Origin of the sequence: Streptomyces parvus (genome assembly GCF_014648875.1) — a bacterium.
Lineage (GTDB): Bacteria > Actinomycetota > Actinomycetes > Streptomycetales > Streptomycetaceae > Streptomyces > Streptomyces parvus.
The window spans coordinates 988,170-1,012,188 of record NZ_BMRY01000001.1 but is presented as its reverse complement, the minus strand read 5'-3'; the positions used below and the strand labels follow the sequence as shown (position 1 = coordinate 1,012,188).

General features: G+C 72.4%; 21 protein-coding genes and 1 pseudogene. 8 read left to right on the top strand and 14 right to left on the bottom strand.

Annotated features, from left to right (window positions below):
• Nucleotides 1–220 precede the first annotated feature (220 nt).
• Nucleotides 221–1,165, top strand: coding sequence for a hypothetical protein (locus tag IE140_RS04535; protein WP_229826683.1), 945 nt, complete (start codon nucleotides 221–223; stop codon nucleotides 1,163–1,165).
• Here IE140_RS04535 and IE140_RS04530 read toward each other — a convergent pair.
• The gene (locus IE140_RS04530) at nucleotides 1,089–2,351 is read right to left on the bottom strand and encodes a serine/threonine-protein kinase (protein ID WP_150194790.1); all 1,263 of its coding nucleotides are present in this window, start codon (nucleotides 2,349–2,351) and stop codon (nucleotides 1,089–1,091) included. The genes IE140_RS04535 and IE140_RS04530 overlap by 77 nt on opposite strands.
• A gap of 224 nt (nucleotides 2,352–2,575) precedes the next feature.
• Between IE140_RS04530 and IE140_RS04525 the strand changes: the two genes are divergently transcribed.
• From IE140_RS04525 to IE140_RS04515, 3 genes are all read left to right on the top strand, one after another.
• Entirely contained in the window at nucleotides 2,576–2,875 is a 300-nt protein-coding gene (locus IE140_RS04525) for a cupin domain-containing protein (RefSeq protein ID WP_032764035.1), read from the top strand.
• Between the two features lie 195 nt (nucleotides 2,876–3,070).
• Nucleotides 3,071–5,248 (top strand): SpoIIE family protein phosphatase, encoded by a 2,178-nt coding sequence (locus IE140_RS04520; RefSeq protein WP_229826682.1) that lies wholly within the window; start codon nucleotides 3,071–3,073, stop codon nucleotides 5,246–5,248.
• 49 nt (nucleotides 5,249–5,297) lie between these two features.
• Nucleotides 5,298–6,047: a DUF1838 family protein gene (locus IE140_RS04515; RefSeq protein WP_150194788.1), complete on the top strand. Its 750-nt coding sequence runs from the start codon at nucleotides 5,298–5,300 to the stop codon at nucleotides 6,045–6,047.
• A gap of 79 nt (nucleotides 6,048–6,126) precedes the next feature.
• On the opposite strand, the gene IE140_RS04510 is transcribed toward IE140_RS04515, so the two are convergent.
• The 3 genes from IE140_RS04510 to IE140_RS04500 all read right to left on the bottom strand — a co-directional run bounded on the left by IE140_RS04510 (nucleotide 6,127) and on the right by IE140_RS04500 (nucleotide 8,401).
• Nucleotides 6,127–6,876 carry a calcium-binding protein gene (locus tag IE140_RS04510; RefSeq protein ID WP_150194805.1) on the bottom strand — a complete coding sequence of 250 codons (750 nt, stop codon included), beginning with the start codon at nucleotides 6,874–6,876 and terminating at the stop codon, nucleotides 6,127–6,129.
• A 175-nt stretch (nucleotides 6,877–7,051) separates the two neighbouring features.
• Nucleotides 7,052–7,870, bottom strand: coding sequence for an HAD family hydrolase (locus IE140_RS04505; protein WP_150194786.1), 819 nt, complete (start codon nucleotides 7,868–7,870; stop codon nucleotides 7,052–7,054).
• Between the two features lie 63 nt (nucleotides 7,871–7,933).
• Nucleotides 7,934–8,401, bottom strand: coding sequence for a winged helix DNA-binding protein (locus IE140_RS04500; RefSeq protein WP_150194784.1), 468 nt, complete (start codon nucleotides 8,399–8,401; stop codon nucleotides 7,934–7,936).
• A 267-nt stretch (nucleotides 8,402–8,668) separates the two neighbouring features.
• Here IE140_RS04500 and IE140_RS04495 point away from each other — a divergent pair, with 267 nt between their 5' ends.
• A complete protein-coding gene (locus tag IE140_RS04495; protein WP_167533485.1) occupies nucleotides 8,669–8,989 on the top strand; it encodes an alpha-amylase inhibitor in 321 nt (106 codons plus the stop codon).
• A 152-nt stretch (nucleotides 8,990–9,141) separates the two neighbouring features.
• Nucleotides 9,142–10,245, top strand: coding sequence for a hypothetical protein (locus IE140_RS04490; RefSeq protein WP_109179757.1), 1,104 nt, complete (start codon nucleotides 9,142–9,144; stop codon nucleotides 10,243–10,245).
• 40 nt (nucleotides 10,246–10,285) lie between these two features.
• On the opposite strand, the gene IE140_RS04485 is transcribed toward IE140_RS04490, so the two are convergent.
• Entirely contained in the window at nucleotides 10,286–10,753 is a 468-nt protein-coding gene (locus IE140_RS04485; RefSeq protein WP_150194782.1) for a VOC family protein, read from the bottom strand.
• 22 nt (nucleotides 10,754–10,775) lie between these two features.
• Here IE140_RS04485 and IE140_RS04480 point away from each other — a divergent pair, with 22 nt between their 5' ends.
• Nucleotides 10,776–11,429, top strand: coding sequence for a CGNR zinc finger domain-containing protein (locus IE140_RS04480; protein WP_150194780.1), 654 nt, complete (start codon nucleotides 10,776–10,778; stop codon nucleotides 11,427–11,429).
• Between the two features lie 32 nt (nucleotides 11,430–11,461).
• Nucleotides 11,462–11,851, top strand: a complete 390-nt coding sequence (locus IE140_RS04475; protein WP_088577315.1) for an SRPBCC family protein — start codon at nucleotides 11,462–11,464, stop codon at nucleotides 11,849–11,851.
• Nucleotides 11,852–11,864: 13 nt separating this feature from the next.
• Here the strand turns inward: IE140_RS04475 and IE140_RS04470 are convergent, their stop codons facing one another.
• The 9 genes and pseudogenes from IE140_RS04470 to IE140_RS04430 all read right to left on the bottom strand — a co-directional run bounded on the left by IE140_RS04470 (nucleotide 11,865) and on the right by IE140_RS04430 (nucleotide 23,852).
• Entirely contained in the window at nucleotides 11,865–12,344 is a 480-nt protein-coding gene (locus tag IE140_RS04470; protein ID WP_109179760.1) for a hypothetical protein, read from the bottom strand.
• Nucleotides 12,345–12,356: 12 nt separating this feature from the next.
• Nucleotides 12,357–14,170 (bottom strand): annotated as a pseudogene (locus IE140_RS04465) (FAD-dependent monooxygenase).
• A gap of 90 nt (nucleotides 14,171–14,260) precedes the next feature.
• Complete coding sequence (rarD, locus tag IE140_RS04460) at nucleotides 14,261–15,289, bottom strand: EamA family transporter RarD (RefSeq protein WP_150194778.1); 1,029 nt, start codon at nucleotides 15,287–15,289, stop codon at nucleotides 14,261–14,263.
• A gap of 140 nt (nucleotides 15,290–15,429) precedes the next feature.
• On the bottom strand, nucleotides 15,430–16,299 hold the full coding sequence (locus IE140_RS04455) for an NmrA family NAD(P)-binding protein (protein WP_150194775.1): 870 nt from the start codon (nucleotides 16,297–16,299) through the stop codon (nucleotides 15,430–15,432).
• Nucleotides 16,300–16,522: 223 nt separating this feature from the next.
• The gene (locus tag IE140_RS04450) at nucleotides 16,523–17,596 is read right to left on the bottom strand and encodes a 2-oxoacid:ferredoxin oxidoreductase subunit beta (RefSeq protein WP_093440625.1); all 1,074 of its coding nucleotides are present in this window, start codon (nucleotides 17,594–17,596) and stop codon (nucleotides 16,523–16,525) included.
• A complete protein-coding gene (locus IE140_RS04445; protein ID WP_109179764.1) occupies nucleotides 17,589–19,553 on the bottom strand; it encodes a 2-oxoacid:acceptor oxidoreductase subunit alpha in 1,965 nt (654 codons plus the stop codon). Before IE140_RS04445 ends, IE140_RS04450 begins: the two co-directional genes overlap by 8 nt.
• 382 nt (nucleotides 19,554–19,935) lie before the next feature.
• Nucleotides 19,936–20,595: a response regulator transcription factor gene (locus IE140_RS04440; protein WP_024263859.1), complete on the bottom strand. Its 660-nt coding sequence runs from the start codon at nucleotides 20,593–20,595 to the stop codon at nucleotides 19,936–19,938.
• Nucleotides 20,596–21,026: 431 nt separating this feature from the next.
• Nucleotides 21,027–22,388: a sensor histidine kinase gene (locus tag IE140_RS04435; protein WP_150195274.1), complete on the bottom strand. Its 1,362-nt coding sequence runs from the start codon at nucleotides 22,386–22,388 to the stop codon at nucleotides 21,027–21,029.
• A gap of 273 nt (nucleotides 22,389–22,661) precedes the next feature.
• Nucleotides 22,662–23,852: a sensor histidine kinase gene (locus IE140_RS04430; RefSeq protein ID WP_109179766.1), complete on the bottom strand. Its 1,191-nt coding sequence runs from the start codon at nucleotides 23,850–23,852 to the stop codon at nucleotides 22,662–22,664.
• Between the last annotated feature and the right edge of the window lie 167 nt (nucleotides 23,853–24,019).

The window sequence follows — 24,019 nt, the reverse complement described above, 5'->3', positions numbered from 1 at the left end:
GCACTCGCCCGCGCGGGGGAGAGGGATCGGTCCGGCGGTCGATGTCACCGGTCGCGGTCGATGCGACGTTCAGTGCATGAGTACCCGTGACATGAACACCCGTGCTGAGCAACGGACGATGACGGCCACGCTGGTGTGGGGGGTGGCGTACGCTGGGTTCGGCCTGGCGTGCGTGTTGAGCGGGACCTCCTTGTCCCACTTCGGGGGTGAGGCGGAGGGCATGGGGTGGGCGGTTGTGGCGGTGGGCGTTCCGGCGGCCCTGGCCGCCGGGGCCGTGGTGCGGTACGGGATGCGGCCGGCGCTGCGGGTGCTGCTCCTGTCGGCCTGCGTGCTCACCGGGGTCATGGCGTTCAGCCTGCTGATGGACGTGATCACGCTGATGTTCGGTCAGGGAGTGGACAGCCCGGCGTCCACCGCGAACAAGGCCCTGGCGGCGGTGGGAGCCGTCCTGCTCGCGGCCACCTCACGCTCCGACCGCTCCGACCGCTCCGACCACCTGCCCGTCGTGCCCGACGGCACCGCCGTACCCAAGCCGTCCGCCGCGCCCCGGTCCGTCCAACTCGCCGCCTGGGTAGGCACGCTGGCGTTTCTCCCGTACGCGGCGATGAAGACGTACTGGGCGTCCGGCGGCACGTTCGCGGGGGTGGCCGGCGAGGAGATGCTCGCCGTCTCGGAGCGTAACGGCGCATCGGGGATCTTCCTCGCCCTGGAGTCCTGGGGCCTGGACCCGACCGCCCTGCTGGCCCTGCTCGGCGTGTTCCTGCTGTGGGGCCTGGTCCGCCCCTGGGGGCAGGTCTTCCCGCGCTGGACGCCGTTCCTCCGCGGCCGCCGCGTACCGCGCTCGCTCCCGCTCGCCCCGGCACTGCTCGGCGCCGCCACGCTGGCCCCGTACGGCGTCGTCGGGATCGGCTACCTGGCCCTGGTCACGGGCGGCGCGGTGACGATGGGGCGCGGCGACTTCCCTTCCGAGGGCGACGCGCTGCTGGTCGCCTGGATCGGGATCACCGCCTTTGCGGTCCACGGCGTCGCCCTGGTCGTCGCGGCCCGCTCGTACTGGCTACGGACGCGTCCCGTCCGGCTGCCCATGGCTACAGGAAGCACTCCAGGATCAGCGGCAGGTCCTGCAGCCACTCCTGGAGGCGGGACTTCCTGCGGGCGGCGATGACGCACGGGTGGGCCGTGCCGTGGTGCAGGTGGACGACGACCCCGAGGTGCTTGGGGCCCTCTGCCGCGTACGCCACGGTGCGGATCTCGGCCCAGGTGTACTGCGTCTCCGCGCCCTCCGGGCCCAGCGTGACGCCATCGGCGTCGATCAGGAGGGAGCTTCCGGGCCCGACCGCCACGAACGAGAGGTCGGCGCCGTCGTCCGGTGCGCCGCCCGCCGCCACCGGCCGGGTCGGGGCCGCGTACGGCAGCGGGCTGTTGGGCGGGATCGGGTACTGGTACTGGTGCTGGTGGTACTGCTGCTGGTGCGGTGGCTGGAAGGCGTTGTCCGGGGCGTACGACGGTGGCGGCGGCGCAACCACCGCGACGGTGGGGGCGTACGCCGCGGCGGGCGGGGAAGGCACCGCGTCCGGGACGAACAGGTCCAGCAGGCCCGCCGGTGTCGGCCGCTCCTCCGGGGCCTTGGCCAGGCATGCCGCGAGGACCGGACGCAGCCCCTCCGGCACGGCGGCCAGGTCCGGCGGCTCGTGCACCGACCGGTACATCAGGCCCATCGGCGTACCCGCCCCGAACGCGCTGCCGCCCGCCGCCGCGACGAGCACCGCGCCCAGCGCGAACACGTCGGCGGCCCCGTCGACCTCCTGCCCCTGGGCCTGCTCCGGTGCCAGGAACCCCGGGGTGCCGAAGGCCGTACCGGTCGCGGTCAGCCGGGTCGACTCCAGCGCCCGCGCGATCCCGAAGTCCAGGACCCGGGGGCCGTCCGACGCCATGATGATGTTGCCGGGCTTCAGATCGCGGTGGACGAGACCGCAGCCGTGGATCGCCGCCAGCGCCTCGGCGAGCGCCGCGCCCAGCCCGCGCAGCCGCGCCTCGTCCATCGGCCCCTCGGCCTCCAGGAGCGCGGAGAGGGTGGGCCCGGGAATGTACGCCGTGGCCAGCCAGGGCGCCGCCGCGTCCGGGTCCGCGTCCACCACGGGGGCCGTGTGGAAGCCGCCCACGCTGCGGGCGGCGGCGACCTCGGCGCGGAACCGCTCCCGGAAGTGCGGGTCACCCGCGAGCTCCGGGCGGGCCACCTTCACGGCCACCGACCGCCCGCCGCGGGAGCGCGCCAGATAGACGGTTCCCATCCCGCCGGAGCCCAACTCCCGCTCCACGATGTAGCCACCGATACGTTCCGGCAGATTCACGCCGCCCCCCTGTGCTCCGGCGGATCAGTATGACGCAGGCCCGGGGGCCGCAGGGGGGAGGCCCCGAGGAGGCCGCCGGGGGAGCCCTGGGAGGCCCGGCGGAAGTCTTTGCCGAACGGTCGACCAACCGCCTCCCCGCCCCGGATAGCGTCCTCGCATCCCTTCCCTTCAGAGGCGCGGGCCCTTCCGGCACACCCGGTGGAGCCCGCCGAGAGGTGTGTGCGATGAGCGTGATCAAGGTGTCGGAAGCGGCGTCCGCCCTTCCCCGGGCGTGGAGTTCGACGGCTCTCGCCCGGGTGGGGACGGCCTCGGTGCGGGTCCTGCGCATGGACGCGCTGCCGGTCGAGGAGGAGCGGCACGACGAGGCCGAGGTCCTGCTGGTGCTCGACGGCCGCCTCGAACTGTCCGTGGACGGGCACGAGGTGACGGTCGGGCCGGGTGAGATGTACGTGGTGGGCGCGGGTGCCGGCCACGCGGTACGGCCCGGCAGCCGGGGCACCCTGGTCATCCTGGAACGGGGCTGACCCCCGCTGCCCCGGCACCTGTGCCGTCGCACCGCTGTCCCCGGCACCACCACCGTCACACCCCTGCCCCCGGCACCACCACCGTCACACCCCTGCCGCCCACCGGTGGCCGGGTCCCGTGCGGCGAGTGATGCTGGTCCGGTGCGGGCCGGAACCGATCCTCCGGCGCGCCGGAGCCGGAGGGCGGGTGGATCCGTGGCGGACAGCGAGACCCCGGCCGGGCCCGGGCGGGCCGCGAGGAAGGACGGCGGGTTCGACGAGGCGCTGCTCGCGGCCCTGTTCTCCCAGTCCGCCGTCGGCCTCGCCGTCCTCGACCCCCAGCTCAGACTCGTTCGTGCCAACTCCCTCGTCGAGGGCGTGGACACCGGGGAGTACGCCGGCCTCCCGGTCAACGAGGTCTTCCGGCTCGACGACCCGGACGGCACCGAGCAGCTCATGAAGCGGGTGCTGGCCGGTGAGGGCCCGGTGCGCGACCACCTCGTGCGGGGCCGGCTGCGACGGATCCCCGGCGACCGGCAGTTCCTGACCTCCCTGTACCGCCTGCACGGCCCGGGCGGCCACGACGCCCCCGCCCTCGGGCTCATGGTCGCGGTGGAGGATGTCACCGAGCGGGAACGGGCCCGGGCGAGGGAGGCCGCGCTCGCCGCCGTGCGGGACGCGGTCGGCGGGTCCCTCGACACCGCCACCACCTGCCGTGACTTCGCCGACGCCCTGACACCCGGATTCGCCGACCTCGCCGTGGTGGAGGTGGTGGACGACGTCCTGCGCGGCGCCGAGCCGCCGGTGGGCCCGATGCCGCCCGGAACCCCGTTACGCCGTGCCGCGAGCGGCCGGTGCGACTCCGTCCGGGAGGCGGTGGAGGGCGGGAGCGGCGCCCGGGGACGGGCGGCGGGCAGCACCCGTCACCTCCCCGTCCGTACGCCCTACGCGCTCGCCGCCGCCGACCTGCGGGCCCGGCTCGTCCCGCTCGGGCCCGACACCCCGTGGCTCGGCACCGACCCGGACGGGGCGCGCGCCGTCGCGGAGACCGGCGCGCACTCCCTGATCGTCGTGCCTCTCACGCTGCGGGGAGCCGTCCTCGGGCTGGTCAGCCTCTACCGTTGCCGGGCGTCCGAACCCTTCGACGAGAACGACGTCTCCCTTGCCGTCACGGCGGCCACCCGCGCCGCCCTCGCCATCGACAACGCCCGCCGCTACGAGCGCGAGCACGTCATCGCCTCCACCGTCCAGCGGAGGCTGCTCCCGCAGGCCGAGCGTCGGCAGGCCGCCGTCGACACCGCGCACGTCCTGCTGCCCGGCCGGGACAGCGGCTGCTGGTTCGACACCATCGCCCTGTCCGGCGCCCGTACCGCGCTCGTCGTCGGCGGCGTCGCGGGCGAGGGCCTCCAGTCGGCCATCGCCATGGGCCAGTTGCGTACGGTCATCCAGGCGCTGGCGGGCCTCGACCTGGAGCCGGAGGAAGTCCTCGCCCGGCTCAAGGACACCGCCGACCGCCTCGCCCACGAACGCGCCTCCCTGCCGCCCGCCGACGGCCTCCACGGCGAACCCCTCAGCGCGGGCTGCGTCTACGGCGTGTACGACCCGTTCACCCGCACCTGCACCGTCGCCCGCGCCGGGCACCCCGCGCCGCTGATCGTCGGCCCCGACGGACGGGCGGTCGCCCTCGACGTACCGGAGGGGCCCGGGCTGTTCTCCACCGACAGCGCCCTCTTCGCCCCGGCCACCGTCACCCTGGAGGAGGGCAGCCTCCTCGCGTTCTGCACGGCCGAACTGCTCTCCGGCGACCGCGCCCCCGAACGCATCACGCGGGCCCTCGCCCGGACGGACCGCAGCCTCCAGCAGCTCGGCGACGACATCGTGTACGCGCTGCCGGACGACACCCGGGCCGCCGGCGCCGCCCTGCTCCTGGCCCGTACGAGTACGGTCTCCGACCACCTCGTCGCCACCTGGGACCTCGCCGACGAGGCCACGACGCCCGCCACCGCCAGGGTCCTCGTCCGCGACCGGCTCCAGGGCTGGGGCCTGGACGAGGACACCGTGGACGCGACCGAGCTGATCGTCAGCGAGCTCGTCACCAACGCGGTCCGCTACGGCACCCCGCCGCTGCGGCTGCGCCTCCTGCTGGACTCCACGCTCACCTGCGAGGTCCACGACGGCTCCACGGCCGCCCCGCACCTGCGGCACGCCCGGACGGTCGACGAGGGCGGCCGGGGCCTGTTCATCGTCTCCCGCCTCGCCTCCCACTGGGGAGCGCGCCACGGACCGGACGGCAAGGTGCTGTGGACCGAGCAGGAGCTGCCGGACGATCCGGCGGCCTCGGCGGCCTCGGCGGCCTCGGCGACCTCGGCGGCTCCGGCGGCTCCTGCGGGGTGAATCGCGCCACCGCGCCCGCCCCGCCCGCCGATCGCGCAGCATGGTCCTCATGACGACCCCCGCGGAACTGCTCCGCTCCTTCGCCCGCACCCGCGCCTCCCTCGACGGTGAGGAGGTCACGTACTGGTGGTCCGGAGACGTCTACTCCTGGGCCCCCGACGAGCCCTACCAGCGGATCTTCGGCTTCGAGGGCCTCAACGTCGCCCGCCTCGTCGAGGACGCGGACGCCGGGCCGGACGCGTACCAACTGCTCACCCGTGAAGCCGCGTTCTATTTGGATCCCGTCAGCCGGGAGATCCTGGAGACCTGGCAGGACCTGCCGGTGGTGCACGTCTGGAACGACCCGGCCAACCAGAAGTGGCGTCCCTTCCCGATCCCGACGACCGACCTCGGGGAGCAGGTCTGCTTCAGCCTGGAGATCCCGCTCGCCTACCCGTCGCCGCTACCGGTGGCCCAGTACCCCGAGCACTCGGCTGGGGACACCTACAAGGCCCTGGAGCTCTTCCAGTTCTTCGCGGACCGCGCCGACCTGGCGGGCCCGGCCCCCAGCGTTCCGGCCACGATGTCGCGGAGCCGGATGTCCCCGTGGCTGCCGTGGATGGCCCGGGGGCAGCGGCCCGGGGGTCTCACCTTCCACTGCCGGGGCCGCAAGCTCGGCGCGTACACCGAGGTCCCCGAACGCACCCGGGCCTACATCGCCGAACGCCACCCGGAGTTCGCGCACGCCCCGGAGCGGTGGAGCGAGCCGAACGAGACGAGCTGGACCTACTTCCGCAAGCTCCACCCGCCGCAGGGGTAGGGGCTGCCCCCGGGGCTGCCCCCGGGGCTGCCCCCGGGGCCGCTCCTGGGGCTGCTCCGTGGGCCGCTTCTGGGCCTGCTCAGGGGAGCGTGATGTTCCGGCCCGGGCCGCCCTCGACCGTGTCCTTCCCGGAGCCGCCGACGATCACGTCGTCGCCCGCCTCACCGTGCAGCATGTCGTCGCCGGAGCCGCCGAGGAGGATGTCGTTGCCGTCCCCGCCCATGACGTGGTCGTCGCCCGGGCCCGCGTACACGACGTCCTTGCCGTCGTACGCCTCGATCATGTCGTCGCCCCGGCCGCCCCACAGGAACTGGTCGCCGTCGACGGCCATCAGGTGGTCCATGCCGTCGCCGCCGTCGAGGACGACGCGCCCCATGACCATGTCGTCGCCCGCGTCGCCCCGCACGGTGTGCGCGGTGTGGGCGTGCAGCATGTCGTCGCCGGGGCCGCCGCTGACGGTGGCGACACCGGGGTCGCTGGTGGCGATCTCGTCGTCGCCGTCGCCGAGGAAGACGTCGATCCGGTCAGGCCGGGCGCTGTCGGTGGGCAGTTCGCAGACGACGTACGTCTCCACGCCCGGCTCCAGGTACGTGCAGTGGTCGCCGGGCTGGAGGGGAACCGACTCCCGGAAGCCGATCCGCCGGACCCCGTCGCCCTGGTCCATCGGGACCACGTGGAGGTCGTTGAGCTGCCCCGGGGCGGCGGTGAAGGTGATCGACTGCTTCGCCCAGTCGGCGCCGACGCGGGCCTTGCCCTCGGCGGCGGTGGGGGCCGCGACGGCCGGGGACACGGCGAGGCCGGTGGCGAGCAGGGTCACGACGGCCGACATCCTCTTGCGCTTCACGACAACTCCTCGGTGGGTCCGTGGGGCCCGCCCGCCTGCCTTTACGGAAGAGGAGGAGGGCAGGGGCATGTCAAGCGCCGCGCGTGGCGGTGGGGTCGCCACGCGGGCGAACGCAGCCTACCCGCCTTGGTCTAGACCAAACCAGGGTCCGGGGCGGGGTCTAGACGTGGCTGGCGCCGAACAGCCGCTCCAGGACCACCGCGACGCCGTCCCCCGCGTTCGTCAGGGTCACCTCGTCGGCTGCCGCGCGCAGCTCCGGATGGGCGTTGCCCATGGCCACCCGGAGGCCCGAACCGGCGAACATGGGCAGGTCGTTGGGCATGTCGCCGAACGCGACGGTCCGCTCGGCGCCGATGCCGAGCAGCTCGGCGGCCGCCGCGAGACCCGTGCCCTTGTCCACCCCGCGCGGAGCCAGCTCCACCGTGCCGGGCCCCGCCATGGTCACCGTGGCCAGATCGCCCACGGCCCCGCGCGCGGCCGCGGCCAACGCGTCGTCGCCCAGATCCGGGTGGCGTATCAGCACCTTGATCACGGGCCGCTCCCACAACTCCTGGCGCGAGCCGACGCGTTGGGCGGGCAGTGTCTGATTCGGCATCCGGTAGCCGGCCTCGATCAGGGTCACCCCGGCCGCGCCGTCCTGGTCCACGGCGGCGAACACGCTCCCGACCTCGGCCTCGATCTTGCCGAGCGCCGTGTCGGCGGCCTCGCGGTCCAGGGTGACGGAGCGCAGCAGCTGCCCGGCGTCCGCGTCGTAGAGCTGGGTGCCCTGCCCGCAGACGACGAGCCCGGTGTACGCAAGGTCCGCGAGCAGCGCCCGTATCCCGGGGACGGGGCGCCCGGTCACGATCAGATGCCGGGCGCCCGCGGCGGCGGCGAGACCGAGCGCGGCACGGGACCGGGGGCTGACGGTGTCGTCGGGGCGCAGCAGGGTGCCGTCCAGATCCGTGGCGACGAGGGTGTATGCGGGGGGCGTGGGCATGGCCCCAGCCTAGAAGGCCCCGAACGGCCGCTTGCCCGCGAGGGGGACCGGATACAGGGGCTCTCAGGCGGCGGTCCCGCCGGCGTTACGCACCAGCTGCCGCAGCACCTTCACGGTGGTGACGTAGTCCGCGTCGGGGATCCCCTCGTGGAGCGCGGCACGGATCGCGGGGGAGTTGCGCTTGAGGTCGAGGCGCGCCTGCTCCCCCTCCTCCGTGATCCACAGCCGGTGGTCCGCGTCCCGCCGCAGCCGGCCCTTTCGTACGAGCGCCTCGGCCTCGACCGCGAGGTCGTCCTCGGGCCGGAGGTACGAGGCCATGGCCCGCTGAAGCTCGGGGAGGGTCATCCCCGAGCCGTCGGGTGAGATGTCGGCGGCCGACAGATTGCGCAGCAGCCAGAACTGGGGCTGGGTGTACCCCTTCTCGGCCTGCCGCTCCCGGGTGTACGCGATCAGCGCCTCGTAGGCGACCCCGGTCCAGTAGGCGGCGGGCTGCGCGGCGAGTTCGGCGTCGCTGAGCTGCTGATCGGGCATGACGGATGCTCCCTCGGTGGCGTGACGGCCGGGACGTGATGGCCGGGGTGGCCTTACGGGCCTTACGGGCCTTACGGCGACCGTAGGACCTCAAGCTCGGTTGAGGGCAAGCGAGAGGGCTGGGGTGAGGCGGGCGAGGGGCGCGTCTTCGAATTTCCTGATCCAGCGTTGAGAGGCCCGGATGCCTCGGCAAGGGTGGCGGCGAGAGGATTGTCCGTAAACAGATGGGATGAGAACGTGCGTAAATTCGCTTCAGGGATTGCCGCGGTGGCCCTGGCGGGCACGGCCGTGCTCGGCGTCGGCCAGGCCCATGCGGCCGGTGCCCCCGCACCGGCCGCCCCCGCGTTAGCGGCGGCCCCCGCGCCGAGTTGTGTCGAGGGGGCCGGGGCGGTCGTCTTCTTCCGGTACGTGACCGTCTGGATGACCAACAACTGCGCGACCACGCAGCGGGTCACGCCGACCTGGAACCTCGAGATGGACCCGGCGCCCGGCTGTTACGAGCTCCAGCCCGGCGAGAAGGCGGAGTTCTCCAGGGACAAGCCGATCATGGGGACTAGCTGGAAGTTCCAGGGCCTTGTCACCTGCTGATCGGATTCCGTCTGTCCTTGATCGGTAACTGCTGATCGGTTCCCGCCCCTGATCAGTGACCTTGTTCCGACGGTTCCCTGTCCGCCTCCGGGCGGGCGGGGCGCCGTCGTCCCCGCGGGATTCGAACAGCGTGTCGGAGGGAGCAGTCCGTCATGCCGAACACGGCCACCGAAACGCCTGCCGGTGACGGCTCCCCGGAGACTGTGCCCCGCCGTCGGCGCTGGTGGTCCCGGTGGCCTGACCTGGCCGTGCGTCTGGCGGTCGTGTGGTCGGTGCTCTACGGGACCGCGGCGCTGTACTGGGCCCTCGGCGGCGACGGTTACCCCTTCGGGCGGGTTCACGAGGACCGTTCGTCGGGGTCGATCCTGGAGCCGAGCCGGGCCGAGGCGGTTGCCCCGGCGCTGGCCGCGTTCTGTGCCCTCGGCGTGGTCGCCGGGGTGATGATGCTGAAGCGGCTCGGTACCGGCCGGGTCCGCGAAGTCCTGCTCGGCTACGGGTGGGTGGCGGGCATCTCCCTGGCCCTCCTGATCCCCGACTACTCGCTGCTCGGCCTGCTGGCGTTCTCGCCGGTACTGCTCGTGTTCGCCTTCACCGGGGTGCCGGGGCCTCAGGACATGGGCGACATCCTGTACTGGCATCGCGGGAACCTGATGATCGTCTTCGTCGGCGGGCTGCTGTGGGTCGCCGCGACGCTCGCGTACCAGCGGCGCACCAGCGGGCGGTGCGTCCACTGCGGCCGGGCCCCGCGCGGATCGGGGCGGCGGACGGACCCTGTCAGGCTGCGCGTCTGGGGGCGCCGGGCGGTCTGGCTGGCCGTGCTGTCGACCCTCCCGTACGACATCACCCGCATCGCCTGGTACTTCGACGTGCCGCTCGGCATCACGGACGCGTTCCTGAAGGAGATGCGGGACACGCCGAACATGCTGGAGATCGGGCTCGCGCTGGGGGTGGTGTCGACCCTGGGCAGCCTGCTGACGCACGGGCTGATCGCCGGGTGGGGCGAGGTGTGGCCGCGCTGGGTGTGGTGGAAGAAGGGGCGGACGATCCATCCGGCGACCGCCGTCGTCCCGGCCGGGCTGGTGGCGGCGGTGCTCATTCCGGGCGGTCTGATGGCGGTGCGCGGCTTCGAGGCCGCCTCGTGGGGTATCACGGGGCCCGCGATCCTCTGGGTGGTGTGGGGCGCCGCGCTGGGTGCCGCCACCTATCTGTACTACCTGCGCCGCCGCGGCGTCTGCCGCAGCTGCGAGCAGGGGTGACCGGGGGCTGCGCCGGTAGTTCGGCGACGGCCCCCGGGGTTCAGTTGAGACAGAACTCGTTGCCCTCCGGGTCCGTCATGACGATCCAGCTCCCGCCCTGCTCGTCGACCGTGCGCAGCGCCCGCGCGCCCAGCGCCGTCAGCCGTTCCGCCTCCGCGTCGCGCCGGCCCGGGGCGGAGTGCACGTCGATGTGGAGCCGGTTCTTCACCGTCTTCGGCTCCGGCACCCGCTGGAACAGTAGCCGCCGCCCCTGCCCCGTACCGCTGACCTCGTCGTACGGATCGTCCGGGTGTCGGGCCGCCGCCAGGTCGAGCCAGGCGCGGCGGCCGTGGGCGTGGGTCGTGATGGCCTCGGGCACGGCTCCGGCCGTGAGCAGCTGTTCGACCAGCGGGCTGTTGTCCTCGACGACGTACCCCAGGGCCTGTGCCCAGAATCCGGCCTGCGCGTGCGGGTCGGCGCTGTCGATCACGAGCTTCCAGGACAGTGGCTGTGCAGGTGTCTCCGTCATGGAAACCGTTTATAGTGGTTACATGAGCGGAAGGGCAACCAACACGCCGGGGCTGTTGCTGCGGCACCCGGGCGGCAGTTCGTTCCGGTTCGATCCGGGCGCGCTCTGCCTGGAGCTGCTGCCGACCGGTGGACCCGGCCCGCTGTCGTACTTCGAAGTGCTGCACGAGCCGGCCGACCTGGTGCGCTGGGCGGAGGAGAGCCGGTTGCCGGGCGGGCTCGGGGCCGGCTCCGGCGAGGGGCTCGTCGTGAGCGCGGCGGAGGTGGCGGACGCGCGGGCGCTGCGGGATGCGCTCTGGCGGATCGCGGAGAGCCGGGTGCGGGAAGAGCCTCCGGCCCCGGACGACCTCGCCATCCTCAACGGCGCGGCGGCCAGGCCCTCGTTGACGTCCCGGCTGACCGTGGGCGGTGAGCGCTCATGGGCGCCGGGCGGGACCGGGACCGGGCTGCTGTCCACCGTCGCCCGCGATGCGATCGACCTGTTCACCGGGGCGTACGCCCACCGGATCCGCACCTGCGGCGCGCACGACTGCCGTCTGTTGTTCGTGGACACCTCCCGCCCCGGCAAACGCCGCTGGTGCTCGATGGAGCGCTGCGGCAACCGGCACAAGGTCCGCGCCCACCGCGCCCGGCTCACCGGCTCCGACGCGGAAGCACCAACAACCGACCAGCGCTGAGAGACGCACCGACAGACGAAGGGGTATCCGCCATGCCGACCGGACTCACACAGGACGCGGGCTGGGAGATCGGCGTCTCCCGGACCATCCACCGACCGCTGACCGCCGTCTGGGACTTCGTCGCCGGCCCGGAGGGCTCCGCGCTCTGGCTCGGCCTCGACGGCCCGCTGCCCACCGAGAAGGGCGCCCCGTACCGGACGGCGGACGGCGTCGAGGGCGAGATCCGCAGCTACCGCCCCGGCGACCGGGTCCGCCTCACCCACGGGACCTCCACCGTCCAGGTGGCCGTGACGCCCGGCAGCTCCGAGGACCGGACCGTGCTGCGCTTCCACCAGGAGCGCCTGGCGAGCGCCGAGGAGCGCGAGGAGCGCCGTACGCACTGGAAGAACGTGATGGACCGGATCGAGGCCGAGCTGACCTGAGGCCCGGACCCGGCTAGGCCCGGTCCGGGGGAGGGGCGGGGCAGGCGGGGCACGTGTGCCCGTCGATCGCGGCCAGCAGACGCGTCGCCGCCGCGCGTACGGTCCGATGGGGCGAGGTGGCCGTATCGGCCGCGGCCAGCCGGACAGCCGTGCCGCGCCCCTCCGCCACGGCGTCGTGCGCGGCGCGCGTCCACGCCGGGTGCTCGGGGTTCCCGGCGGCCAGGATCGTGGACAGCAGGTCCAGCACGCCCGCCCGGTCCCGGACCGTGTCCGTCGCCGCCAGCTCCCAGAGGAACGGCACCGTCGCCGCGGTCGAGTCGAAGACGGGCGGGGTGCCGATCCACCGCTCCAGATCGTTCAGCGCCTCGTCCGAGGACGGCGCGTCGCCCCAGGCGATCCGCGACAGCACTCCGGGAACCTGGGACGCGGAGCCGTACGCATGCTGCAGCTCGTGCCACCGCACGTTCCTCATGGCCCCCAGGACAGTCCCCATCCGGGCACTCAATCAGCCTTTACGGGCGGCGTCCACCAATGCCGGAGAACCGTTCCGCGGACGGCCTGCTCCGTGGAGCCGGCGCAGATACGCGTGTACCGAGCCGGCGTCGTCCGCCGGGGCGGACAGGCCCAGGTGGTGGTCGGGGCGGACGACGATGACGGTGCCCGTGTGGGTATTGCTGAAGGCCTCCGTTCCGTACGCGGCGGCGGCGTGACCCTCGTCGTCGACGACCGCCGTTCCCGGGCCGGACCGCGCCCCGCCCTCGTACGGCGCGTACACGCGGCAGGTCCGTACCCCGGTGTCGCCGTACGCGGCCGCCACCTCGCGCAGGACCGCCGCGCTGCCCGGTCCGAAGCCGAGGACGGTGGTGCGGGGACCCGCGAGGACGCGGTGCAGCCGGGTGCGGGCCCCGGTGGCGGAGTCCACGCACGGGGCGTCCGGGGCCCGGTCCCCGGGCTGCGGGGGGCCCGGCAAGCCGTCCCCGGGCCGCGGGGCCCCGTCGGGCCGCGGGGCCTCGTCGGGCCGCGGGGCCTCGTCGGGCCGCGGGGCCTCGTCGGGCCGCGGGGCCTCGTCGGGCCGCGGGGCCTCGTCGGGCCGCGAAGTCTCGTAGGGGCGTGAGGCCTCGTCGTGCACCAGGGCCAGGGAACTCCAGCGGTACCCGACGCCCAGGCCGGTCGTGTCCGGGGTGATCGCCGCGTCCAGGCCGCCACCGGGCCGGCGGATCGCCTCCAGCGTGGCCCGCAACCGCTCCGAGGTGAGGTCCAGGGTCCGGGCCGCCACCGGAAGCCGCTCCTCCTCGTACGTGTCCAGCAGCTCCGCCCCCGCGTGGCCGGCGAGCACCAGACCCAGCTTCCAGCCCAGGTTGAACGCGTCCTGGATGCCCGTGTTCATGCCGAGGCCGCCCGCGACGGCGTGGACGTGCACCGCGTCGCCCGCGAGGAAGACCCGTCCGGCGCGGAAACGGTCCGCCATCCGCACGTTGACCCGGTACGTCGACAGCAGCTCCGCCCGCGTCAGGGCCCGGTCGGGCGGTGCGGTGTGGCGGGCGAGCAGCCGCCGGAACCCGTCGGCGGTGGGCGCGAGGGGGCGGCCCCGCCCGTCCCGCTCCGGCCCGGCCTGGAACCACCAGCCCGTCCGCGTACCGGGGATCGGGCAGAGCATGACCGCGCCGTCCTCGTCGAACCACTGATGCCAGCGCGTACGGTCCAGGGCGCCCTCGGCCAGGTCGACATCGCCGCAGACCATCACCTGGTCCTCGGCGGTGGTCCCCTCGAACCCGATCCCGAGCAGCTTCCGCACGGAGCTGTGGGCGCCGTCGCACCCGACGACGTACCGGACGCGTTCCGTCCGGCCCTCCGCGAACGTCACGTCGACGTGCCGCCCGTCGGCCGCCTCCGTCAGACCCGCGACCTCGCGGCCCAGCTCGACGCGGACGCCGTACCCGGCCAGCCGTTCGCGGAGGATCTCCTCCAGCCGCCACTGGGCGATCAGCCGGCCCCGGTCGTAGGGGGCGTCCGGGGACGGCGCGGAGTCCGCCCACGGATCGGTCTCCGCGACCGGGAGGCGGTCGCGGTACTTGAGCATCGGCAGCGGGTCCGAACCTGCGGCGAGTACCTCATCGGCCACCCCGAGGTCGTCCAGGATCTCCAGGGACCGGGCGTTGGGGCCCTTGGCGCGTGAGGTGCGCGGGGGCGCGGGGGCGCGGGGGACCGGTCCACGATCCGTACGGCGGCCCCGCGCCGGGCCAGATCGCAGGCCAGCACCAGCCCGGTGGGTCCCGCTCCCACGACGAGTACGTCGGCGAGTTCGTTGCCCATGCCCATGCCCATGCCCATGCCCATGCCCATGCCCTTCCTTCGGTCACGCTTCCGGTCGTCTGCGACCAGGAAAACGTAACTGAGTAAGAAAAGCAACTAGGTAATCTTTTGTTGTGCGGCGTCCGGGACGGTGTCCGGGACGGTGTCCGGGGCGGTGTCCGGGGCGGCGTCCGGGACGGCGGTCGCGGCGGCACCCGGGGCGGCCGCCGCCGTCGCCAGCAGCTCCGCCGCCAGCACCCGGTTGCGCCGTGCGGTACGCAGGGCGTCCCAGGTCAGCAGTGACAGGGCCAGCCAGACAAGGGCGAACCCGGCCCACCGCTCGGGCGGCATCGCCTCGTGGAAGTAGAGGACGCCGAGACCGAACTGGAAGACCGGAGCCAGATACTGGAGGAGTCCCAATGTGGACAGCGGCACCCGGATCGCCGCCGCGCCGAAGCAGATCAGCGGGAGCGCGGTGACGATGCCCGTCGCGGCCAGCAGGAACCCGTGCCCCGCGCCCCCGGCCGTGAACGTCGAACCGCCGGTGGCTGCCAGCCAGAGCAGGAAGCCGAGCGCGGGCACGAAGAGCACGGCGGTCTCGGCGGCCAGGGACTCCAGGCCGCCCATGTTCACCTTCTTCTTCACCAGGCCGTACGTGGCGAACGAGAACGCCAGCACCAGCGAGACCCAGGGCGGCTTGCCGTACCCGATCGCCAGAACGAGGACGGCGGCCACGCTGATGGCCACCGCGGCCCACTGGGCGGGCCGCAGCCGTTCGCCCAGCAGCAGGACGCCCAGGGCGATGGTGACCAGCGGATTGATGAAGTAGCCGAGCGACGCCTCGACGACGTGCCCGTTGTTCACGGCCCAGATGTAGAGGCCCCAGTTGACGGAGATCGTCGCCGCCGCCACCGATATCAGCCCCAGCTTGCGCCGGTCGTGGACCAGTTCGCCGATCCAGGCCCAGCGGCGGACGAACATCAGGGCGACGGCGACGACGCCCAGCGACCAGACCATCCGGTGGGCGAGGATCTCGATCGCCCCGGACGGTTCGAGCAGCGGCCAGAACAGCGGGACCAGGCCCCACATCCCGTACGCGCCGATTCCGTACAGCAGGCCCGCCCGCTGCTCGTTCTTGCCCTCCATGTGTGCCCTCCCGGCCTGCCCGCGCGCGACGGCCGTATCCGGCCGACGGCACGACGGTAGCGCCGCAAGGGCTTCGTGTCATAGCCGTCTCACGGAAACACTCATGACAGTGCCGGGCCCCGAGGGGCGGGGCTCGTGGCTCAGGCGGCGGGCAAGGCGGACAGGGCGGCGCGCACGGTCTCGGTGAGGGGCGTCGTCGGGCGGCCGATGAGCCGGGCGAGGTCGCCGCTCGTCCCCGCGAGCCGGCCGCGCTCGATCGCCTCGTCCACGTCGACGAGGATCGCCGCGAAGGCCTCGGGCAGCCCCGCGCCGACGAGGATCTCCTGGTGCGCGGCGGCCGGGACGTTGTTGTACGCGATCGTCTCGCCGGTCAGCCCGGAGATCACCGCGGCGTACTCGGCGAGCGACCAGGCGGTGTCGCCGCTCAGCTCGTAGGCGGTGTTCAGGTGGCCGTCGCCGGTGAGCACGGCGGCCGCGGCGGCGGCGTAGTCGGCCCGGCCGGCGGAGGCGATGCGGCCCTCGCCCGCGTTGGCGACGACCGCGCGGTGCTCCAGGACCGGGGTCAGGTTGGCGGTGTAGTTCTCCGTGTACCAGCCGTTGCGCAGGAAGGTGTACGGCAGCCCGGAGTCGAGGATCAGCTGCTCGGTGGCCTTGTGCTCGTCGGCCAGCGTGAAGTCCGCGTCCGGTCCGCCGAGGATGCCGGTGTACGCGAGCTGGGCGACGCCCGCCGCCTTGGCCGCGTCGATGACCGCGGCGTGCTGCGCCACGCGCCGGCCCACCTCGCTGCCGGAGATCAGCAGCACCCGGTCGCCGGACCGGAAGGCTCCGGTGAGGGTCTCGGGGGCGCTGTAGTCCGCGATGCGCAGCTCCACGCCCCGGGCGGCCAGGGCGGCGGCCTTCTCCTTGTCGCGCACGACCGCGACGATCTCGCCTGCCGGGACCTCGGCCAGCAGGGCGTCGACGACGAGGCGGCCGAGTGCGCCAGTGGCTCCGGTGACAACGATGCTCATGGGGGCTCCGATTTCGATCAGCTGATGCGTCTGCGTGCTTCGAACACCACCCTAAGGGAAGCGCTAACTTTTAGAAAGTGTACTTTGCGTTCTGGGAACCGCACGCGGGGCGTAAGGCTGCGCGAGGCATACGACGAGGCCCGGGCCTGATCCTTGCGGAGATCGGGCCCGGGCCTCGGATGACGAGCCGGTGTGCCGGTGGACGTACGGAACTCGCCTCGCCTCAGCCGATGACCGTCCAGGTGTCGTTGCCCGTGAGGAGCGAGGCGAGGTCGCCCTTGCCGTCGCGTTCGACGGCGGCATCGAGCTGGTCCGACATCAGCGTGTCGTAGACGGGCCGCTCCACACTCCGCAGCACCCCGATCGGGGTGTGATGCAGGGTGTCCGCGTCGGCGAGCCGGGACAGTGCGAACGCCGTCGTGGGCGATTCCGCGTGGGCGTCGTGGACGAGGACCTGCGAGCGGTTCTCCTCCGTGACGGCCACGACCCGGAGATCGCCGGTGGCCGGATCGCGGACGACACCCTTCGGCTCCTGGGAGCCGAAGAGGATCGGCTGTCCGTGTTCGAGGCGGATGACGGCCTCGGCGGCCTGCTCCTTGTCCTTCAGGACCTCGAAAGCGCCGTCGTTGAAGATGTTGCAGTTCTGGTAGATCTCCACCAGTGCCGTGCCCGAGTGCTCGGCGGCCGCGCGCAGCACGCTCGTGAGGTGCTTGCGGTCGGAGTCGACCGTCCGCGCCACGAACGTCGCCTCCGCGCCGATCGCCAGCGACACCGGGTTGAAGGGCGCGTCGAGCGAACCCATCGGCGTCGACTTGGTGATCTTGCCCAGCTCGGAGGTGGGACTGTACTGGCCCTTCGTCAGCCCGTAGATCCGGTTGTTGAACAGCAGGATCTTGAGGTTGACGTTGCGGCGCAGGGCGTGGATGAGGTGGTTGCCGCCGATGGAGAGCGCGTCGCCGTCACCGGTGACCACCCACACCGAGAGGTCCCGGCGGGAGGTGGCGAGCCCGGTCGCGATGGACGGGGCCCGGCCGTGGATGGAGTGCATCCCGTAGGTGTTCATGTAGTACGGGAAACGGGAGGAGCAGCCGATGCCGGAGACGAAGGCGATGTTCTCCTTCGCCAGCCCCAGCTCGGGCATGAAGCCCTGGACGGCGGCGAGGACCGCGTAGTCGCCGCAGCCGGGGCACCAGCGCACTTCCTGGTCCGACTTGAAGTCCTTCATGGACTGCTTCGCCTCGGCCTTCGGCACCAGCTGCAGCAGTTCGTTGTGCCGCAGTTCGTCGGTGTCAGGCATCGATGGCCTCCTTGAGAGCCGTGGCGAGCTGCTCGGCCTTGAACGGCATTCCGTTGACCTGGTTGTAGCTGTGGGCGTCCACCAGGTACTTCGCCCGCAGCAGCATCGCGAGCTGGCCGAGGTTCATCTCCGGCACGACGACCTTGTCGTAGCGCTTCAGTACCTCGCCGAGATTCTTCGGGAAGGGGTTGAGATGGCGCAGATGAGCCTGGGCGATGGGAGCCCCCGCGGCGCGCAGACGGCGTACGGCGGCGGTGATCGGCCCGTACGTCGACCCCCAGCCGAGCACCAGCGTCGCCGCCCCGGCCGGATCGTCGACCTCGATGTCGGGAACCTCGATGCCGTCGATCTTGGCCTGGCGCGTGCGGACCATGAAGTCGTGATTGGCCGGGTCGTAGGAGATGTTGCCGGTGCCGTCCTGCTTCTCGATCCCGCCGATGCGGTGCTCCAGGCCCGCCGTCCCGGGGACCGCCCAGGGGCGGGCCAGGGTCTGCGGGTCGCGCTTGTAGGGCCAGAAGACCTCGGTGCCGTCGGCCAGGGTGTGGTTCGGCCCGGTGGCGAACGGCGTCTTGAGGTCGGGCAGCGCGTCCGTTTCCGGGATGCGCCAGGGCTCGGAACCGTTGGCCAGATAGCCGTCGGAGAGCAGGAAGACCGGCGTCCGGTACGTCAGGGCGATCCGGGCCGCGTCGATCGCGGCGTCGAAGCAGTCCGCCGGGGTCCGCGGGGCCACGATCGGAACCGGGGCCTCGCCGTTCCTGCCGTACATCGCCTGGAGCAGGTCGGCCTGCTCCGTCTTGGTCGGCAGCCCGGTCGACGGGCCGCCGCGCTGGATGTCGATGATCAGCAGCGGCAGCTCCAGGGAGACCGCGAGTCCGATGGTCTCCGACTTCAGCGCCACACCGGGCCCCGACGTCGTGGTCACGCCCAGCGCCCCGCCGAACGCGGCTCCCAGCGCCGCCCCGATCCCGGCGATCTCGTCCTCGGCCTGGAAGGTCCGCACACCGAAGTTCTTGTGCCGGGACAGCTCGTGCAGGATGTCCGAGGCCGGGGTGATCGGATACGAGCCCAGGTAGAGCGGCAGATCCGCCAGCTGCCCGGCGGCGATCAGGCCGTAGGACAGAGCGAGGTTTCCCGAGATGTTGCGGTAGGTGCCGGTGGGGAAGGCCTGCGACGCGGGGGCGACCTCGTAGGAGACCGCGAAGTCCTCGGTCGTCTCGCCGAAATTCCACCCGGCCCGGAAGGCCGCCACATTCGCCTCGGCGATCTCCGGTTTCTTCGCGAATTTCGCCCGCAGGAACGCCTCCGTCCCCTCGGTCGGCCGGTGGTACATCCACGACAGCAGCCCGAGCGCGAACATGTTCTTGGACCGCTCGGCCTCCTTGCGGGGGAGCCCGAACTCCTTCAGCGCCTCCAGCGTCAACGTCGTCAGCGGCACCGGATGGACGTTGTAGGCCTCCAGCGAACCGTCCTCCAGCGGACTGGTCGCATACCCCACCTTCGCCATCGGCCGCTTCGTGAACTCATCGGTGTTCACAATGATTTCCGCGCCACGCGGTACGTCGTCGATGTTCGCCTTCAACGCGGCGGGATTCATCGCGACCAGGACGTTGGGGGCATCGCCCGGAGTCAGAATGTCATGATCGGCAAAGTGGAGCTGAAAGGAAGAGACCCCCGGCAGAGTGCCTGCGGGGGCGCGGATCTCCGCCGGGAAGTTCGGCAGGGTGGAGAGATCGTTGCCGAAGGAAGCGGTCTCCGAGGTGAACCGGTCACCCGTGAGCTGCATACCGTCACCCGAGTCGCCCGCGAAACGGATGATCACCCGGTCCAGGCGGCGGACTTCCTTCCCGTCGCCGCCCGGGGTTCCCGTCGTACCTGACAGGGGGGCTCGCTGGCCCCCGAGGACGGCGTCGTTGGCCTCATCGGCCTTCTCTGCCGCGCTACTGACCTGGCTCGTCACTGAACTGGACCTCCCTTGGGGCGGCGGTTCGGAACCGTCCGGCGGCCGGCGGATCCCAGAGGCCACCCTACGTCTGCGTAGGTCGCCTTCCAGGGACCGATCATATGGTGGACCTTGTTTTGAGACACCCTTTTAGTAAGGCTTGTCACGTTTCGCCAGCCCCCCGATCATGGGATGGAAATCCCTGCCCCCTGGGTCTTTCGCCCTAGGTCCTCTTCGGTCAGAGGTGCCCGTCAGATGCCCGCAGGACACCCCGGATCGGGCGGCGCCCCGAGGCGTTCCGGGGTGTCCTGGCGCACTCCTTCGAGTGCACCGAGTGCAGCGAGTTCCTTCGAGTGCATCGAGTTCCTTGGACCTCGACACCTGACAGAGTGTCAGAGTCCTAGGAGTTCAGGTAGGTCAGTACGGCGAGGACGCGCCGGTGGTCGCCGTCGCTGGGGGAGAGCCCCAGCTTCAGGAAGATGTTGCTGACGTGCTTCTCGACCGCCCCGTCGCTCACCACGAGCTGCCGCGCGATGGCGGAGTTCGTCCGGCCCTCGGCCATCAGACCGAGGACCTCCCGCTCGCGCGGCGTCAGCCCGGCCAGCACGTCCTGCTTTCGGCTGCGGCCCAGCAGCTGCGCCACCACTTCCGGGTCAAGTGCCGTCCCGCCCTGCGCCACCCGGACGACCGCATCCACGAACTCGCGGACCTCGGCAACCCGGTCCTTCAGCAGATAGCCCACCCCGCGGCTGCTTCCCGCCAGCAGCTCCGTGGCGTACTGCTCCTCCACGTACTGAGAGAGGACCAGCACCCCGATGCCCGGGTAGTCCTTCCGCAACCGCACCGCCGCGCGCACCCCCTCGTCGGTGTGCGTCGGCGGCATCCGCACGTCGGCGACCACCACATCGGGAAGCGCCTGCTCGCTGTCGAGCTCCGCCACGGTCTTGAGCAGTGCCTCCGCGTCCCCGACCCCCGCGACCACGTCGTGCCCGAGATCGGTGAGCAGCCGGGTGAGCCCCTCCCGCAGCAGGACCGAATCCTCGGCGATGACCACGCGCACCCTGTTCTCCACGTTCTCCACGACTGCGAGTCCCCCACTTTTCGAATATGCCGCGTTCCCCGCGACCCCGCACGCCCCGCGCCCGACCACTGCGCGCCACGCCCCGACCGTTCCAGCATCCCAGGACCCGGACACCGATGGGGGACCTGTGGATAACCCGCCCGAATCGGGGAGGGGAGGGCGGAGGCGAGGGATAGGCGGAGGCGAGAGATAGGCGGAGGGGCGGGAAGGCAGCAGAAGGCCGGAGGCCGGGGGATGAGGCCGGGGGCCGGGGGCCGGGGGAGGAGAGGAGAGAGACGGGACGGAGGGAGGGGCGGCCCCGGTGGGCAGCGAGGCCGGCCCCCGATGAGGAGCCGGGGGGAGAGCGTGAGGTTCGTGCTCAGCCCCGCCCGCCAGACCGGCCGGCGGGGGAGGACGAGGTCCGTCCGTGCTCAGCCCCGCCAGGGCAGCTCGGCCGTTATCGTCGTCGGGCCGCTGGTCGGGGAGTCGACCACCAGAACCCCGTCCACAGCGTCCAGTCGCTCCGCCAGTCCGGCCAGGCCGCCGCCCACGGCCGACGACGCTCCGCCTTGGCCGTTGTCCGTGACCTGGAGCATCAGCCGGTCCCCCGCCCGCCACACATCGACCGTGGCCCGGGTCGCTCGGGCGTGCTTGCTGATGTTCTGGAGCAGCTCCGAGACGGTGAAATACGCGATCCCCTCGATCGCCTGCGCCGGACGCGAGACCAGGTCCACCTCGACGGTCACGGGCACCGTGCAGCGGGAGGCTATCGCGGAGAGTGCGGCGTCCAGACCCCGGTCGGTGAGGACGGCGGGGTGGATTCCGCGGGCCAGGTCGCGCAGCTCCTGAAGGGCCACCTTCACCTCGCCGTGCGCCTCGTCGACCATGCGGGCCGCGGCCTCGGGGTCGTCGGTGAGCTTCTCCTTCGCCAGCCCCAGATCCATGGCCAGGGCGACCAGGCGGGCCTGGGCGCCGTCGTGCAGGTCCCGTTCGATCCGGCGCAGGTCGGCGGCGGCGGTGTCCACCACCACGCCCCGGTCCGACTCCAGCTCGGAGACCCGGGTGGCCAGCCGGGACGGCCCCAGCAGACCGGTGACCATCAGCCGGTCCACCGTCAGCAGCCCCCGCACGATCCAGGGCGCCGCCATCACCAGCACCAGGCCCACCGCCCCGGTCGCCGCCAGTTCGAGGGGCGAGTTCAGATACTCCTCGTGGTTGCGGTCCCCGTACACCTGGATCCCGTCCTGCCCGGCGAACATCGGGAAGAGCCAGAACCACAGCGGGTACGTCAGCGCCATCAGACCGTACGTCCAGAACGAGATCGCGACGACGAACGTGAACGTGGCCCAGGGGAAATGCAGCAGCGTGTACAGCAGGTGCCGCCAGGACGCCCCGCTCTTGAGGACCGCGCCCATCCAGGACATCGGGCCGCCGGTCTTCCCCCGTACCCGCTCCGGATCCGCCACCTCCACCCGCAGCAGGGCCCGCGCCCGGTGCCGCTCCAGTGTCCCGAAGCCCCTGCACGCGGCGAGGCCGACGGCGAGGACCGGTATCCCGATGAAGGTGACCATCAGGCCCGCGCTCAACGACGTCATGGTGACCGCGAACACGAACATCACCGTGCTGAGCGGGAAGCTCAGCAGCGCGTAGAGGAGCTCGCTCCAGGCACGGGCCTCCAGCGGCGCACGCAGCGGCGCGGGGAGGAAATGCTTTGTCCGGGTCTTCCCCCCGAAGCCGGGGGCGGAACCCTCGTGCTCCCGGTCCCGCGTGTCCGGTCCGTATGCCGTGGCCATGAGTCCCGTCCGTTCCGTCTCTGTCTCAGTCTCTCAGTGGGCTGCGCTCGTGGGCTGTGCTTGTGAGCTGTGCTCGTGGTCTGTGCTTCTTGGGTGTGCCCGTGGTGGGCTGTGCGCGCGGCGGGCGCCGCCGTGGCGCCGGAGGCCGGCCCGTCGCCACGGCCCGTTCTTCTTCCGTTCTCCCTCCAGAGTGCTGGCCTGCGCCCTTCCGCACCATGAGGGCTCTCTCCGTATCCGACCGGGGGTTTTCCCTACCTCCGTTCGTTCGGACCGTCATGCCGTTCGTGTGGGCATGGCCGTCCGGTCGCGCCAGGGCAGCTCGGCGGTGACGGTCGTCGGCCCGCCCTCCGGTGAGTCCAGGACGAGCACCCCGTCGACCGCGTCGAGCCGCTCGGCGAGCCCCGCCAGCCCTGAGCCGCCGTCCAACCGGGCCCCGCCCCCGCCGTCGTCCGTGACCTGGAGCATCAGCCGGTCCCCCGAACGCCACACGTCGACGGAGGCCGACCGCGCACCGCTGTGCTTGCTGATGTTCTGGAGCAGCTCCGAGACGGTGAAATACGCGATCCCCTCGATCGCCTCGGCCGGACGCCCCCGAAGCCCCACCGACACCTTGACCGGGACCGTGCAGCGGGAGGCGATGGCGGAGAGCGCGGCGTCCAGGCCCCGGTCGGTCAGGACCGCAGGGTGGATTCCGCGGGCCAGGTCGCGCAGCTCCTGAAGGGCCACCTTGATCTCGCCGTGTGCCTCGTCGACCATGCGGGCCGCGGCCTCGGGGTCGTCGGTGAGCTTCTCCTTCGCCAGGCCGAGCCCCATGGCGAGGGCGACCAGGCGGGCCTGGGCGCCGTCGTGCAGGTCGCGTTCGATGCGGCGCAGGTCGGCGGCGGCGGTGTCCACCACCACACCCCGGTCCGACTCCAGCTCGGCGATGCGCCGCTCCAACTCGTCCGACGGAGACAGCAGCCCGCGCACCATCGCCCGGTCCACCGCCGTCAACCCCCGTGCGATGAACGGCAGCACCGGCCACAGGACGAACAGGCTCACCAGCGTCACCGCGAACGTCAGCACCCCCCACGGCAGCCGGATGAAGCCGTACAGCAACGCCCGCCAGCCCACCGGATCCTTCAGCCCCGCCCACAGCCCGGCGAAGAACCCCTGGTCCCGGTGGCCGCGCCCCAGCGGACTCGGCTCCTCCACCCGCACGCCGAGCATCCATCGCGCCCGCCGCCGCTCCAGCCTGCCCAGCAGCCGGGCGCCCTGGAGCCCGCCGACCAGCAGCGGCAGGCCGATCACGGTGACGGACAGCCCGGCGCCCACGCTGGTCACAACGACCGTGTAGACGAACCCGACGACGGCCACCGGCAGATTGGCGAGCAGATACGCGATCTCCCGCCAGGTCCACCGGTCGAGGGCGAATCGGGCGGGCGGCAGCCGGTCGGGGTCCGGCAGGGAAGGGCTCATGGTCATACCCACAGCCTGCCGGTCCGCACGCACGCACACCATGGGGCTCGTGGGTGGGGCGAAGTAGGGATAACCCCACCCGATGTCCGACGCGGCTGCTTACGCTCCGTTTAGCAGGCCCTAGACTCCCGTGCGTACAGAACCCGTGTGTACAGAACGGGCACGCGGGACAG

Coding starts and splice junctions, on each gene's coding strand:
- IE140_RS04510 (WP_150194805.1), bottom strand. CDS start 6,876: ATGTCGGCCGTCGTGACCCTGCTCGCCACCGGCCTCGCCGTGTCCCCG.
- IE140_RS04435 (WP_150195274.1), bottom strand. CDS start 22,388: ATGGCCACGGCATACGGACCGGACACGCGGGACCGGGAGCACGAGGGT.
- IE140_RS04470 (WP_109179760.1), bottom strand. CDS start 12,344: ATGGGGACTGTCCTGGGGGCCATGAGGAACGTGCGGTGGCACGAGCTG.
- IE140_RS04490 (WP_109179757.1), top strand. CDS start 9,142: ATGCCGAACACGGCCACCGAAACGCCTGCCGGTGACGGCTCCCCGGAG.
- IE140_RS04500 (WP_150194784.1), bottom strand. CDS start 8,401: ATGCCCGATCAGCAGCTCAGCGACGCCGAACTCGCCGCGCAGCCCGCC.
- rarD (WP_150194778.1), bottom strand. CDS start 15,289: ATGGAGGGCAAGAACGAGCAGCGGGCGGGCCTGCTGTACGGAATCGGC.
- IE140_RS04505 (WP_150194786.1), bottom strand. CDS start 7,870: ATGCCCACGCCCCCCGCATACACCCTCGTCGCCACGGATCTGGACGGC.
- IE140_RS04485 (WP_150194782.1), bottom strand. CDS start 10,753: ATGACGGAGACACCTGCACAGCCACTGTCCTGGAAGCTCGTGATCGAC.
- IE140_RS04525 (WP_032764035.1), top strand. CDS start 2,576: ATGAGCGTGATCAAGGTGTCGGAAGCGGCGTCCGCCCTTCCCCGGGCG.
- IE140_RS04455 (WP_150194775.1), bottom strand. CDS start 16,299: ATGAGCATCGTTGTCACCGGAGCCACTGGCGCACTCGGCCGCCTCGTC.
- IE140_RS04475 (WP_088577315.1), top strand. CDS start 11,462: ATGCCGACCGGACTCACACAGGACGCGGGCTGGGAGATCGGCGTCTCC.
- IE140_RS04430 (WP_109179766.1), bottom strand. CDS start 23,852: ATGACCATGAGCCCTTCCCTGCCGGACCCCGACCGGCTGCCGCCCGCC.
- IE140_RS04480 (WP_150194780.1), top strand. CDS start 10,776: ATGAGCGGAAGGGCAACCAACACGCCGGGGCTGTTGCTGCGGCACCCG.
- IE140_RS04515 (WP_150194788.1), top strand. CDS start 5,298: ATGACGACCCCCGCGGAACTGCTCCGCTCCTTCGCCCGCACCCGCGCC.
- IE140_RS04535 (WP_229826683.1), top strand. CDS start 221: ATGGGGTGGGCGGTTGTGGCGGTGGGCGTTCCGGCGGCCCTGGCCGCC.
- IE140_RS04450 (WP_093440625.1), bottom strand. CDS start 17,596: ATGCCTGACACCGACGAACTGCGGCACAACGAACTGCTGCAGCTGGTG.